This window comes from Mariniphaga sediminis, from assembly GCF_003573545.1.
GTDB classification, from domain to species: Bacteria; Bacteroidota; Bacteroidia; order Bacteroidales; family Prolixibacteraceae; genus Mariniphaga; species Mariniphaga sediminis.
Window position 1 is genome coordinate 30184 of sequence record NZ_QWET01000007.1, and the last position, 14629, is coordinate 44812.

The window sequence follows — 14629 nt, forward strand, 5'->3', positions numbered from 1 at the left end:
TTGCTACTTGTTAAACTGGTTTAAATTTAGTTGGGGGTCAATTTTTTTTGATGAGAAATAAATTTCATCCCACGTAACCAATTCCTGACGAATGGCAGCTTCTCTTCCGAGTACAGCACTTAATGTAGATTCGCTGCCAGACTGAAGTTGGTTGAGATAGCTGCCCGTTTCTATGCTTTCAATAAAGGATTTTCCTTTATTCTTGTCCGCATCATCAAGCGATGAGAGAGAGCTTCCTGTAGCAATCTGCTCTGGTGTAAGGAGATCTCCTGACTTCACAATACCTGAATCCCATTCATTCTCTCCTTTAATAAAAACACCACCGGTGTAATGGGCTTCGGCAATTCCTTTTGTTCCGACAAACCTTGCGCACACATCGCCAAAGCTCTGGCCAACCTGAGTAGATTGAACCGTTACATTTACATCATTCGGATATTTATAAATGACCTGATAGTTTGTCCATGTATTTCCAAATTCGAGGCAGCCTTTTTGCCCTCCCAAACCTATGGCATGAAGCGGTTTACTTTGCAGTATCCAGTTACAAACATCTATCATGTGTATTCCCTGATCCAGTAATATTCCCCCTGATAATTCATTGAAATGAAAATGGTTGCGAATGCGGGCTTCGTCAAATGACATTCCGTCGATTGGCTTTAGCGGAACTTCAGAAGAAAAATAATAAAGTTGTACACTGATTATTTCACCGATGTCACCCCGCTGTATTCTTTTAGCCATTTCCACATAAGGAGTGGCGTAACGAATCTGAAAGCCCATCACAACACTTAGCTTGTCATTAACGGTTTTACTTACTTTTAATATCCGTTTACACCCGTCAACATCTGTTGCTGCTGGTTTTTCGCAATACACATGCTTCCCGGCATCAATAGCAGCTTCCAGAATTTCAGGATGGGCATATGCAGGGGTAGAGATAAGTACGGCATCGACATCTTTATTATCTAGTACTTGCTCATATGATTTTGTTCCTGTATAGGTTGCCGATTGCGCAATTTTAAGAAATCCTTTCGTTTTGTTTTGTTCATCAAGTATCTTTTTGGATGCTTCAAGTCTATCTCTGAAAAGGTCTCCCATTGCAATAATAGAGGTATTCGTGTACTTTGACATAGACCTTAAAACAGAGGTGCCTCTGTTTCCACAGCCAATAATACCCAACCTAATTGCTGAATTTGCTTTTGACCCGAAAGCAACAGAAGGAGCCAGCAATGTAAGTGATGAAATAGTCGCTGTGTTTTTTATAAATTTTCTTCGATTTAACGATTTCATGGATTATAATTTAGGTAATTAAATATTTCTATGCCCGTATTTATCAATTAGACTATTTAGTTTATTTCGATAATAACTGAAGTTTTCAAAATTGACATCAGGAGGTATAAAATGGTCACCAAATGGAATATATCCCCCCGTCTTTAATACCTGTTCTACGGGAATGAGTATTTCATCAATACGTTTTTTCCCTTTTGCAATTTCAGACTTTGGAATACCTCCCAACATCTGAAGTTTAGGATATTGCTTTCTAACTTTAACTATATCCATTCCACTATGTGTTTCAAAAGGATACATTCCTGTTACTCCTGCTTCCATGAAAGGGTGAATTAAATCATTGCAATCACCATCAGTATCTAATAATATAATTTTTACTCCTTTTGATTTAATAAAATCTGATATCCTTTTTATATAGGGACATAGAAATTCCTTTACCATATCGACCGAGATCATACTTCCCCTACCATATGATATATCCTCCCAAATATGCCAGTGGTCTATTTCAACCTGAGATATGACCTCTTCAAAAACGGCAAGCCAAATATTTGTGAAAGTTTCCAGGATATCATGGATCAATTTCGGTTCAATACAGTACCAAATAAATAAATTTTCATAACCGATAAGATGGGCTGGTGTACCAAAAAAACCTTGAGGATAACCTCCTATCGCTAAGGGATAATCACGATGTCTATATTCTTCCACCAATGTTTTCCAATTTGCAGGAAAACGTTCTTTTATGTTTTTCAGGTTTAATCTTTCTTCTTTTAGCTTTTCCCAACTCTTTTTATCTTTTATAGGCCACTCAAGAGAGGTTGGAATCGTAGCTTCCTCCTTCAAAAATACTCTACGAACACCGTCAATGTCAATATATTCAAATTTTTTATCATCTTCGGCTAACACTTCAACATCGAACATGGGGGCAAAGTGCAGATTAACATCTACAACTTTTTGTGTATTGTCCATATTAAAATATTCGCGGACATCCTTATCCAAAGGAAAGCCTTGGGTGGGAGAATACAAACCTCCGGCCATTATTGCTATACCATTAGGTAGTTTATCTACCCCTTGGCATGTCCAGGCAGGAATATACAAAGAAGAAGTGGGCGTTGTAGTTTTTTTGCTTAACACAGGATGATTTTTCTTTGGCAATCCTTGTTTGTGCCAATTTTCAATGGTTTCTCCCCAGTAGCCAAATTCCCATTTAAGAGAATGTGCATTAGGATTGAAGTTCATTGTTTCAATAAACCGTTCTCTTGTATTCATGGTTCTATTTTTTACACTACACTATTCCTTCCAAATAGTTCCCGATACCGATTAAGAATACCGATATGATGAGCAAAATAATACCCGACCACAGATAAATACGGGTTTTCCGGTTGACCAGTGTCCATTCTTTTAACCAAAGTCCCCAAAGGTTACTGAATATAATGATGGATGACATATGAATTGACCAGCTGGCAAAGGAGAAATTCCCCATTTTGGTTTCGCCCATCCCGTAAAAGAAAAACTGTCCGTACCACATTAAACCGCTCAGCATTGTCATAAAGTAATTACGCAACAAAATCTTTGAAGGCCCTATGCCGTAGTCTTTATATGATTTGTTTCTTACCATATAAATCAGGCTGTAAACAAAGTTTGTTGTAAAGCCACCTCCCAACGCCAGGATAAGAATGGGGGTATTGGCATAAACAATTGCGGTTCCTGCCTTTATGGCCTCTGTCGAAATTGGTTTTCCTGCATTGATGGCAATAGCCATACATCCACTCATAATTCCTCCCAAAATGGCCATGCTGTAGCCTTTAACAATCGAAAACTCTTTCACAGATTCCTTTTTTTGATCGTCGGTCAACATCCGGTCTTTTATTACCCCTGCATATCCACACAATACAATCCCTGCTACACTTATGAGCAACCCCAACACAACAATCCCTCCGGATGTGGTTGTCACAAGCAACCCGACTTTCCCGTCAAGGATGGCTGGCACAATTGTTCCTACAACGGCACTTAATCCCAGCGAAATTGATTGCCCCAAAGAAAGGCCGATATAACGCAGGCCGAGACCGGCTCCCAATCCGCCAAATCCCCATAAAATACCAAATAAGTAGGTCTGAATTAAACTGGAGGAAGGACTTTGGCCGAGAACTTCCAAAATGCCGGGAGTTGTTAAACTGGCGCCAATCCAAGGCATAGCAAGCCAGGACACAAACCCCATGGTAATCCAGTAGGTCTGCCACGACCATTTTTTTACAAGGTAAGACGGTACATAAAAACTGGCTGAGGAAAAACCGCCAATGGAATGAAATAAAATTCCTAAAAGCTGTTGCATTGTTATCTGTTTAGTATACTATTAGACTATGTTCGGAAAAATTTTGTGCTCACTGAGACTTTTAATTCTGTACCGGGCAGAATAATCTCCGGGCAACCCCCAACTGCTTCAATCTCCATAAAATTATCCGTATCGCTGTATATACTGTAGCGGACTCCTTTTTTATCGGGAGCGACATCCGGCGCTGCATCGCGAATATCAATGTAGGATTGGCCCTCCGGCAGGGCGCTGGCTGTTCGCCTGACTGTCAACCCATTTTGCGGATCATGGTATTCAATCCATGGAACATCAGGCCCCAAAGCGATCTGATACTTCTGCGAGCCGTCAGTTTGAACCCGGCACATCTCTTCTTCTCTGAACACATCAGTATTACCTCCCTGCTCATAAAGATCCCAGACTTTTGTTTGCACTGTTCCGGGAAATACGACTTCACACCCCGCTCCGGAATCAAACTGACAAAGGGTCCAGGGGGCCAGCAAACATTCCGTATTTAATACGGGTTTTCGCCCCATGTAGGTAATACTTTCAACTACATTAACCGTTATTGCACCTGAAACTGGTTCAATATTTATTTCCCGTTTGAAAAGAAGTGGAATTCCCAGCCCCTGGTTGTTAATGAGTTCTGTTTCTGCAACAATGGCGGCATTATTCTTATCCGATGATTCGACCAGGTACCTGGCCGACGTGACAGAAGGACTGACACGCCAGCTGCCGGTTGCGTATTGATATCCCAATGTTGTTCCTTCCGGGGCAGGCCAAAGCGTATCTCCGCCAGGGTTAAGGTACCTCTCGCGGGTACTTTGCCCCATTATTGCCTCCTCGTTTATGCGGTTTAATACTACCCCGTCGAGGATGGTAAACAGGCGCCCTTCCATATCCAGGGCTGCGATGACCCCGTTTTTTAAATCGCCTGTAAGATGTGTCCGTTTTCCGGACTTCTCAAAGGCTTTTAATACATCTTCTGATTTTTTCATTTTTTACTTTTTTCAGTCCAGGTGAAAAACTTCAGACAACATTTCTTCCTTCGCTTTCAGGCTTTGGTCGCTTTCACATACCAGCACTTCGGTCATATATCCCCACCATTGTTGCATAACTTCCGACTCTCCAAGCTTTTCAAACAATGCTTCATCTTCCACCTCAAAATACCCGAACAGGGACTCAGAGTTTTCATGCAGAAAAATGGAATAATTGCAGACCCCATGCTTTTTTAGTTCCTGTTTAAGTTCGGGCCAAATAGGGTTGTGTCTTTTTTTATATTCTTCTGATAATCCCGGTTTAGATTCAATTAGAAATGCTTTTCTTTTCATTGTTGATTTTCGATGGTTTCATATGGAACTTGCATTTTGCTCATCATCTTTTGTGTTAATAGATTACCATGCTCGTTTCACGTATTTTGTTTGTAAAAAGCAACGCTGTTATTTATATTCTTCTGCCAATTCTTTGGCCGTAACAAACCTGCCTCCACGTTCTTTCAGCAGGCGACAGAGCTCATCAAATTGCTTTACAGCTTTGGGACCGCAATTTTTAGTGATAAATGGCAAAGGTTTTACACTGCACTCTCCAAATGATATCGCCCCTTGTGGCATGGGGTAAAATTCCCACGGATGCAAATAAAAACAGAGTACGGGGCGTTTGTCCCGGGAACGGACGAATGAAATAAAGTTTTCTACTTTCTCCATCAGGAATTCAGCAGACTCCGTTCTGAAAAGGGGCCACTGGTCCCTGTCGCGGTTATATTCATCCTGACTTTCCATGGTAAGATCGCAAAAGTTCGGAATTTCAAGGATGTTCATTTCTCCCTGTCGGGTCCAATCCTCCCCGGAAGGATGGTATGGGACAAAAGGCTCTCCGTAAAAATACAGAGGGAATGATGCATCGGCGATATAACCAAGCTTCTCTAAGATATGTACCACTTTTGTACTACCCCACAGTCGGGGGCAGCGAAAACTTAAAGGATTTGTTCCGCTTACTTCTTTTACAATATTTGTCGCCCGGGTGATCCGGCCTTCCACCTCCTCCGGTAAAATGGGCATGTTGTTAGGTAATGGAAATATTTCATCGCCAAGCGTTTCATGGAATAACCCGTGACACCCGGTTTCATGGCCTGCCTCTTTTACCTGCAAAACAATATTCGGATTGTTTTCCGCTGCATGCCCTGTCCAGAAAAAGGTTGCCTGGACACCATGTTTCTCCAGTACTTCCAAAATGAATGGCGTGCCGTGCTGCACGCCATTATAATAAGGGGTATAGGAGCCAATATCGGTTTCCATATCAAAACCAAATACCACATCAAACGAGGTCTTGTTTTCTATGGATTCCTTTTTATTTTGATTTTTTGTGTTCATAACATTATTCTTTTTCCAGAAACAGGGAATCCATTTTTTCACTAAGTGCTACCGGACCGTTTTTTGTTATTTCATAACCTGTTTCAATGCGTACCCCGTTGAACTCAGGATGACCAAAAAAGCTAACATCTATACTTACCATCATGCCTGGTCTGAGTACATCTTCACTGTTTGGGCCAAAAAACGGCGATTCTGCCTCATGTAGTCCTATGGTATGGGCAAACGGGCATACAAGATATTTTGATAAGTTATGTTTTTCAAAATAAGCTCTTGCCGGAGCATCGATTTCTTTTCCCGTTTTGCCTGGAAGCAACTGTTCTTTTGTGAGGCGGAAAGCATCTTTCAGGTAGCGGATACAATCAAGCTGGCGGCTGGTATATTTCCCGTCTACCGGAATAACATCACCTACTACTCCGGCATATCCGTTTACTTTGGGGGCTATACCGGCCATAACCAGTTCCCCTGGTGCCAAAAGTTTTGAACTGGCGGTAGGAACTACTGCACTGGATCGTTTTCCACTGCCAATAATGGTGCTGAAACCAAAACCACTTGCTCCGCGGCTTCTTACAGCATACTCTCCGGCTGCGGCTACTTCAATTTCCGAAACACCGGCGGTTATTTTGTCTTTTATCGCATCATAAGCATAATCGGCAAGTCCGAAGGCTGCCCGAATCTGCTCCCTTTCCCATGGTGATTTATCATACCTTAACCGGACATATTCTTCCGTTATATCAACCAGGGTAACGTTTTTAAATCCTTCTGCTATTTGTTTATATCCTTCGGCAGGCATCCGTCCGGCACCCACCAACCCAACTCTTTTTACACTCCCCAATTCAGCATTCAATTCTTCAAAAAGCATGGGGAAATCAATGATAGTGGCATTGGGATACTCTTCATCAGGGACCATAAAAACAGGAAAATTCCGGGTTTCGGTAATCATACTGTCGAGCTTGGCAAAAGGTTCGCTCTCTGGTCCCCCCAGCACTAGCGGGTTGCCCGACCGGGGGATAAGAACTGCCCCGCTTTCAAACTGAGGGCACCAACCGGTTAAATACCAGCCATTCCCAATGTTGAATTCATCGTAATACACCAATGCGATATCCAGGTTTTTTGATTCCAGAATTTCTTTAACCCGTGCAATCCTGGACTCACTTTCTGTTTTATTCAAATATGCCATAATAATTTAAACTTTATAAGATTATATTTTTTGATTTATACCTATTTTACGTCAAGAGGAGTGTCCTCACTAATGACGGTGACCTGCACCCTTGTGTTGACTTTGCCTGAACCTTCTCCTGAGAATGAGATTTCGTTTTTGCCGTTGGCGAGTGTTGGAACAGCACCTTCCGGTTTTACTTCCGCAAGCAACTCCCCTTTGGAACCATAAAGTTTACAATCATTCTCCGATCTGAATTCCAGGTACATGCCCGATTCCATTCTGACCGGGAAAACAATCTTTTCTCCTTTGATTGTAACAGAAGGGTTCTCAATATAACCGGAAACCATCGGCAGCGCCTTAACTGGCCCCAGGCTGCAGCTAACATTTTGCCCTTCCGGAATATTATTGTACCACAGTTGAAATTTGTCCACATTTTTAAAACTAACAGTATGCCTGTAAGAATCATAAACATAAAAATGGGAATCATCGGGCCAGATATAATCGCTGATAGCCGAAGATTCTGTTTCGACCAGCTCGAAATATTTCCAGCCGGTAAAATCAATTTTTATGAAATGATCCCCGTGGGCACCGTAAGAGATATGCAGGGGGCTTCGTACACTTAAATTCAGGATTTCTCCTTTACCGTCTCCTTTAACCCAAACCCCCAGTGCCTGGTTCTTGCTTAAATCAAGCAAAGAGGTAAATTCTTTTTCCATATTGATATACGATCCATCCCGGGGAGAATCACCTGTATTTTTGGCAGAAAACGTTCCGCCTGGCTCCCCGGTTACTGCCTTTTCTTCTGATGTATTTATCTGTCCCGAGACCCCGTCTGCAACCGATTCGGCGACAAAATCACCGGGAGTCGAAAAATCAGTTAATATAATATTTGAGGGGTCTTCATAGGGTTTCACCGACATCAAAGGTTCTATCCTTAGTTTCACCGGCTGGGATTCAAATTGATTTTCCACAGTCCATTGCGCACTGGGATGTTCAAGTCCTGTTACTTTATGCTTTTTATATGCGACCGGTTTAAAGTTCCATTCGCCATCTTTTTCCCGGAAAAGGGTATATTCTTTTCCTGGCTGGCGCAGGAGTTTTTTAACTTCTTCTCCAAAATAACCCTTGTGCCGTAATGCTTCATATTGTTTAAGGATTTCTGCCGCTTTATTAAAAAGCGGGATCTCATCCAGTGTTTTTTTATCAACACCTCCCAGTTGTGAAAAACCGGCATCATTGCCAATCATTTTGCACCCAAGGTATTCAATATCATCCGGAAAGGTGGGTTCTATCTGGGGAGGAGCCCAGGTTTGGTTACCCCACCATCCTAAGTGAAGGGGGAGGAGTATCTGTCCTTTTTCAACGCCGGCGTATTTGTCGATTAACGGGGTGTGCCCGGGCCACCGCCCATGCTCCCATTCATACGATACTATTTCTTCCGGGAGAAAAAGACCTGAGGCTTTTATGGAAGCCAGGTGAATATCAATAAACCGTTTGTACCCCCGCACCGGACGATCCCATGCCTGCCAGCGGGAGCGGTAATGCCACCAGTGATGGGACATGGAACTCATTTCCATCCCAACTGGCCGTTCCAGGCGCCTGGCTATTTCAAAAATGAATTTAGTTCCGTAATACCAGAAATTTTCTTCTCCTCCAAGTACGGCACTTCCATCAATGGCATCCAGATAAATTCCGTTAAAGCCACAGTGGTTCACAATTTCTGCATGTCTTTGGGCCATTTCGTCAAATAGGTCGGTTTCGGGCCCTGGGACAAACCTCCCGAATCTTTCGCTCAGGTGAAAAGCGGTTTCATCCATACTGTGCGATGATACTTTTGTGCCGTTCGCCCCCCGTTTAAGACCGGTAAACTTGTAAGGAGGAGATTGGGTCACTCCGCTGAATTCAATTAATTCGTCTCCAATTTTTAGGGTGACACTATTTTCTGTATGGAAACCGGTTACAGTGGAAATATTGGCGGTTGATTCCTTAACGACAATTTCATTTGCAGTTGCATCAACGGGTTCAGCGAGCGTAAATGTCCGAACATACCCTAAGTCTTTGCTGGGGATGGGGGTTACGTACCTTGATTTTTTATCTATAAAAAATGCGTAGGTATGAAATATATGAGAAATTCCAGCCTTATGTAATTTTTCGTTAATTCGTTTGAAAGAATCCCATCCCTCCGGCCATTTGTCCTTGTTCAGGTCAAAGGTGCCGAATTCAAAAAAATTGCCTCCTCCATGACTGTCAATCTGGTTAAATCCCAGCCTTTGACAGGTTTCAATCCACTCATCTACGGTTTCTTCTGTCAGGGTGCCAAAATTCATCAGGTACGAACCGTAGCCTTCCTTTTTCATCAGGGCCCACGCACCCCCTTCGTCCGAAAACGGAATATCTTTTGCTTCCGTCATCACTTCGCGAATAACAGGAAGTATTTTTTGTTGCGGCAGGCCCAGTAAGGTCACTTCTGCCCCTTCCAGTCCAAACCGCTTGTAACATTTTGCCCACAAATTGGTCTGCAGGGGAGGGAGTTGCCTTACGTGAGTGAAGAGGTTCATGGAAAGGGCACATGCCGCAAAAGGCTCATAGGGTTGTCCTTCCAGTTTTAGGGGAACATTCAAAAAAGTGAGTGACTCGATTTCCCCGGTAACGGAGGTAACCTTTAAAGTTACCTTATCCGGGGAATGGATCACCTCAAGTTCTGCTTTTACTCCTGTGTCTCCAAATTCCATTGTAAGGAGGTCCCCATTTAAGGATACTTTTGTTACTTCATACTCTGATCCTTCGACCGAAATGTAAGCACAACCGGAATTTGTTTCCGTGTCAAGATAATCTATACCGGTTTCCTTGTCTGTAAAGTGGAGGTTTTTACCACTGCTGGCTATCTCATATTTAAAATGATTGCTTTCGAGTATTATTTTTTTACCGGAGCAATTACAAAAGAGATAACTTACAAAAAAAGCCATTAAAAAAAGGACTAGGTTTTTCATATTCTCTAAGTATTTATTGTCTCAAAATTTAAATGAAAATTCGCCAAAATATCCTTGTATTAAATTAACTCAAAGTAAGAGGATAGTTCAGATATTTATGTCGCATTTTGCGCAGAATTCTACATATATTGCGCAAATATATATATTCGATAAAATGTATTTAAATCAACAACTTTTAATAATCAGCAGGTTATGATAAACCTGTTTTTTCATTCGATTTGTTTTGTTTTTTTCGAAATTCCAAAGGAGTACATCCCTTTGCTTTTTTAAAGAATCGTGAAGCATTTTTGCAGGTATTAAACCCAGCCTCAATGGCTATTTCACATACATCTTTATCTGTTGATATCAGCAAATTGGCAAAATACTCTATTCTGCGATCTAGTATAAATTGATAAACCGATGTCCCGATTTCTTCTTTAAATTTTGTTTCCAGACTTCTTCTTGATAGTGGGACTAAGTCTGTTAATGATTTGGTGTTACAATCATTCCTGAAATTATTTTCAATGTAATTAATAACTTCCCTTATATATTTGTTTGTTATAGAGTATTTTTCTGTTGAATTTCTTAATTCCAGATATAAAGGGTCTATCGAAATATTAAATGATTCATTCTTGTTATTTAGAATCACCTGATCTATTCGTCTGCCGATTTCGTATCCCCCCTTCTCAATATTCAAAACTATTGATGAGATGGTAGGTTCAGATAAATTGCATATTAGTTCATCGTTATCAACACCAAGCAGGGAAATTTCCTGTGGTATTGAGATTTTGTTCATCTTACAAATTTCTGATATTTGAATGGCAAAATTATCATCACAGGCAAATAAAGCAATGGGTTTTGGCAGGAGATGAAGCCATTTTTTTAGTTCTACATGACTCTTACTCCATTGAATTTCATTTATGCCTTCCGATTCAAAATAGTAATAATTTCCCCCTGATTTTTCTATTTCACGTTGATATCCCTCAGCTCTTTCAATTGACCACCTGAATCCTTTGTGTCCGCAAAAGGCAAAGTTTTTATATCCTCTTTGAATAAAAAACCGTGCAGCTAATCTGCCTGTGCCTGTATAGTCTCCTGTTATATAGGAAAAACAGTCGTTTTTTTCTTTGTAATTCTGCAAGAAAACAGGAATTTTCAAGTCTTTGAATATATCAAACTTACCCAGCTCCCACTGTGCTATTATGGCATTTGCTTTCCATTGTTTTGCCCAATTATAAATGCCGGTTTCTCCCAGTAATGTTTTATAATACATGGGCATACGGTAAAAAGTCCATTCTCCATTCTCTTTGGTATAGTCAATCAGACCTTTTAAAAGTCTTCTGCTAAACTCGGTAGAGTAATCAATTAAAAGCAAAACTTTTTTCATCTGGATTAGCTTTTGCCATTAGCAATATTCAAATGTACAGTTCTTCTGAAAAACAAAAAGTTTTTTGAATGATGAAACGAGCATGTAAAATTATTACACAAAAGGTTAATAGTAAAGTTGGAGCTCTATTCGAAAAAGAATTAAACATTATCATAAGAAATTCTAAAAGTGTTAATTGTTAATTTTAAGCGGAGAACCTTTACTTATCACAGTCACTTGTAACCTGCAGTTCATGACGTCAGGTTCATTACCGGATAATAAAATTTTATTACTACCATTTTTTAGGATTGGAACAGTTCCCTCCGGCTTTACTTTTTTAAGAAATTCTCCGTTGGGACCATATAACTTACAGTCATCAACCGATCGGAACTCCAGGTACATTCCCGACTCAATCCTCACCGGAAAAACTATTTTCTCGTTTCCTATCGTAACAGAAGGGTTTTCAATAAACCCAGTTGCCAATGGTAGTGCCTTAACTGGTCCGATTAATATATTGGCTTCTTCCCCTGCTGGTAGGTTGTTATACCAAAACTGAAGTTTGTTTACTTTGTCGAATTGAACAGAATGTAAATAAGATTTATAAACAAAAAGGTCTTTCACCACAGACTCCGGAGATATCTCTTTTCCTGGCCAGATATAATTACTAAATTTTGAAGATTCAATTTCAACAAGTTCAAAATATTTCCAGCCGGTGAAATCGATTTTAATAAAATGATCCCCTCTGACTCCTGCCGAAAACTGTTCCGGAGTCTCCAATCTTAAATTAAGGAGTTCTCCCTTCCCGTCCCCTTTAATCCAAACCCCTAATGCCTGATTATTGCCAAGATTTAACCAGGGTTCAAAGTTCTTTTCAAAACAAATCCAGGAACCTTCCCGGGGAGATTTGCCTGAGCTTGAAGCAGAGAATGCGATACTCGCTTCACTTTCCAACATTTTCTCCGTTGAAATATTTATTGTACCCATTATCCCATCGGCAGCACCTTTAAGAGAAAATTCCCTGATATCTGATAAATCTGTTAGCAAAATATTATTCGGATCATCATAGGATTTTGCTGACATCAACGTTTCAATTCTCAGTATAAGAGGCTGGCTATCAAATTGATTATTTATATTCCAGTTTGTTGTCGAATTATCAAGCCCTGTAACTTTATGTTTCTCGTAACTAATGGGGGTGAAATTCCAATCTCCATTTTCTTCCTGAAAAAGTGTATACTCATCCCCCGGCTGCCGCAAAAGCTTTTTGACTTCTTCCCCAAAATAGTTTTTTAATCTCAATTCTTCATATTGCTTGATAATGGCGTTCAATTGTTTGAATGCAGGGTTTCGTTCTATTTCATTTTTTTGGAAACCACCAAGTAGGGCTAACCCTGCATTATTCCCAATCATTTTACAACATAAATATTCGATATCATCAGGAAATGTCCGTTCTGTATTAGGAGGGTTCCAGGTAAAGTTTGACCACCATCCCAATTGTAAAGGAAGCATAAGACTGCCATTTTCAAGAGGAGCAAATTTATTAATTAAGGGTGTATGGCCTCTCCAATAGCCATGTTCGTACTCATCTGTTTTAATTGCAGCAGAATGAATATCAACAAAACGTTTAAAACCCCGACGTGGAGTATCCCACGCTTGCCATCGGGAACGATAATGCCACCAGTGGTGTGACATGGAGCTCATTTCCATGCCAACAACCGGATTTAAATGTTCAGCAACTTTTATTAAAAATTTTGTGCCGAAGTACCAGAAATTTTCCTCTCCTCCAAGAATATCACTTGCATCTATCGCATCAAAATAGATTCCATCAAAATTGCATTTGTTAACTATTTCCGCTGTTTCATGAGCTATTTTATCAAAAAGCTCCGTTTCTGGACCTGGCACAAATCTGCCAAACTGTTCTTTCAAATGATATACTTTTGAGTCCACTTTATGAGTGGATGTCTTTGTCCCGTTTGCTCCTCTTTTACACCCAGTAAATTTGTATGGAGGATTCTCCGTTACATTATTAAATTCAATCAACTCCTCTCCAATACGAATCGTTCGGCTGTTCGAAACATGAAATCCGGTTACTGCAGATATGCCTTTTGTTGATTCTTGTACGACTACTTCATTATCGCCCAACTCTAATGCTTCGGCTAATGTAAAAGATTTATAATAGTCTAGACTTTTGTTTGGTATTGGTGTAACATATTTAGAATCTTTATCAATAAAAAAAGCATATGTATGAAAAATAGAAGAGATACCGGCTTCGTGCAGACGGTCATTAATCCTTTTGAAATGCTCCCAGCCCTCCGGCCATTTCTTTTTGTCTAATTCAAAACTCCCAAACTTAAAGAAATCTTCTCTCCCCCCGTGATTATCAATTTGTTTAAATCCGACATCCGAGCACATTTCAATCCATTCATCTACCGTTTTTTCTGTTAAAGAGCCGTAGTTCAGTATGTAGGAGCCATACCCTTCTTTTGACTGCTGCGCCCAGGCACCTCCTGCAGTAGAAAGTGGAATATCTTTAGCTTTTGACATCACATCCCTAATTGCTGCAAGTATCTCGTCGGGTGGTAAACATACAAGTGTAACCTCAGCCTCCTCCATCCCAAACCGTTCATAACATGTGCCCCAAAGATGGGTCTGTAAAGCAGGTACCTGTTGAACATGTGTAAATAAATTCATTGATAACGCACAGGCAGAAAAAGGCTCATAGGATTGCCCTTCCAATTTTAAGGGGACATTTAAAAAAGTGAGCGACTCAATTTGCCCTGTAACTGATGCTACTTTTAAAGTCACTCTGTCTTTGAAATGAATCACCTCAAGCGCTGCTTTTACTCCTGTGTCCCCAAATTCCATCGTAAGATGATTTTCATTTAGGGATACTTTTGTTACTTCATGTATTATTCCTTCAACCGTAATGTAAGCACACTTGGAAATTGTTTCAGTATCAAGGTAATCTACTCCGGTTGCCTTGTCAGTAAAGTACAGGTTTTTGCCGTCTCCGGCTATTGAATATTTAAAATAATCTGTTTCGAGGAGAATATTCTTTGGAGAACAACTTCCCCAAATAAAACTCAAAATAAAAAATGCCGAAATATATCCGGTATATTTCATTGCTGAATTTTTTCTTTTATCATGGTTAATCAATGTTAGAGGTGTATTGACAGTCATACTAGT

General features: G+C 40.4%; 10 protein-coding genes. All 10 read right to left on the bottom strand.

What is annotated here, in order from left to right:
• Positions 1–3: 3 nt before the first annotated feature.
• Positions 4–1281 carry a Gfo/Idh/MocA family protein gene (locus tag D1164_RS10515; RefSeq protein ID WP_119349939.1) on the bottom strand — a complete coding sequence of 426 codons (1278 nt, stop codon included), beginning with the start codon at positions 1279–1281 and terminating at the stop codon, positions 4–6.
• Positions 1282–1299: 18 nt separating this feature from the next.
• Positions 1300–2544 (bottom strand): uroporphyrinogen decarboxylase family protein, encoded by a 1245-nt coding sequence (locus D1164_RS10520; RefSeq protein ID WP_119349940.1) that lies wholly within the window; start codon positions 2542–2544, stop codon positions 1300–1302.
• 16 nt (positions 2545–2560) lie between these two features.
• Complete coding sequence (locus D1164_RS10525; RefSeq protein ID WP_119349941.1) at positions 2561–3607, bottom strand: L-rhamnose/proton symporter RhaT; 1047 nt, start codon at positions 3605–3607, stop codon at positions 2561–2563.
• 26 nt (positions 3608–3633) lie between these two features.
• The gene (locus D1164_RS10530) at positions 3634–4581 is read right to left on the bottom strand and encodes a hypothetical protein (protein ID WP_119349942.1); all 948 of its coding nucleotides are present in this window, start codon (positions 4579–4581) and stop codon (positions 3634–3636) included.
• A gap of 12 nt (positions 4582–4593) precedes the next feature.
• Positions 4594–4914 carry an L-rhamnose mutarotase gene (gene rhaM / locus D1164_RS10535; protein WP_119349943.1) on the bottom strand — a complete coding sequence of 107 codons (321 nt, stop codon included), beginning with the start codon at positions 4912–4914 and terminating at the stop codon, positions 4594–4596.
• 108 nt (positions 4915–5022) lie between these two features.
• Positions 5023–5952, bottom strand: coding sequence for a polysaccharide deacetylase family protein (locus D1164_RS10540; RefSeq protein ID WP_119349944.1), 930 nt, complete (start codon positions 5950–5952; stop codon positions 5023–5025).
• Positions 5953–5956: 4 nt separating this feature from the next.
• On the bottom strand, positions 5957–7129 hold the full coding sequence (locus D1164_RS10545; RefSeq protein WP_119349945.1) for a M24 family metallopeptidase: 1173 nt from the start codon (positions 7127–7129) through the stop codon (positions 5957–5959).
• 41 nt (positions 7130–7170) lie between these two features.
• Positions 7171–10101 carry a CIA30 family protein gene (locus D1164_RS10550; RefSeq protein WP_119349946.1) on the bottom strand — a complete coding sequence of 977 codons (2931 nt, stop codon included), beginning with the start codon at positions 10099–10101 and terminating at the stop codon, positions 7171–7173.
• Positions 10102–10291: 190 nt separating this feature from the next.
• Positions 10292–11467, bottom strand: coding sequence for a DNA-binding transcriptional regulator (locus D1164_RS10555; RefSeq protein ID WP_119349947.1), 1176 nt, complete (start codon positions 11465–11467; stop codon positions 10292–10294).
• A gap of 171 nt (positions 11468–11638) precedes the next feature.
• A complete protein-coding gene (locus D1164_RS10560; protein ID WP_147372149.1) occupies positions 11639–14566 on the bottom strand; it encodes a CIA30 family protein in 2928 nt (975 codons plus the stop codon).
• Positions 14567–14629 lie beyond the last annotated feature (63 nt).

What these genes read in the sequence shown, in the direction of transcription:
- D1164_RS10525 (WP_119349941.1), bottom strand. Translation starts at nt 3,607, where the DNA reads ATGCAACAGCTTTTAGGAATTTTATTTCATTCCATTGGCGGTTTTTCC.
- D1164_RS10530 (WP_119349942.1), bottom strand. Translation starts at nt 4,581, where the DNA reads ATGAAAAAATCAGAAGATGTATTAAAAGCCTTTGAGAAGTCCGGAAAA.
- D1164_RS10540 (WP_119349944.1), bottom strand. Translation starts at nt 5,952, where the DNA reads ATGAACACAAAAAATCAAAATAAAAAGGAATCCATAGAAAACAAGACC.
- D1164_RS10550 (WP_119349946.1), bottom strand. Translation starts at nt 10,101, where the DNA reads ATGAAAAACCTAGTCCTTTTTTTAATGGCTTTTTTTGTAAGTTATCTC.
- D1164_RS10545 (WP_119349945.1), bottom strand. Translation starts at nt 7,129, where the DNA reads ATGGCATATTTGAATAAAACAGAAAGTGAGTCCAGGATTGCACGGGTT.
- D1164_RS10555 (WP_119349947.1), bottom strand. Translation starts at nt 11,467, where the DNA reads ATGAAAAAAGTTTTGCTTTTAATTGATTACTCTACCGAGTTTAGCAGA.
- D1164_RS10520 (WP_119349940.1), bottom strand. Translation starts at nt 2,544, where the DNA reads ATGAATACAAGAGAACGGTTTATTGAAACAATGAACTTCAATCCTAAT.
- D1164_RS10515 (WP_119349939.1), bottom strand. Translation starts at nt 1,281, where the DNA reads ATGAAATCGTTAAATCGAAGAAAATTTATAAAAAACACAGCGACTATT.
- D1164_RS10560 (WP_147372149.1), bottom strand. Translation starts at nt 14,566, where the DNA reads ATGAAATATACCGGATATATTTCGGCATTTTTTATTTTGAGTTTTATT.
- rhaM (WP_119349943.1), bottom strand. Translation starts at nt 4,914, where the DNA reads ATGAAAAGAAAAGCATTTCTAATTGAATCTAAACCGGGATTATCAGAA.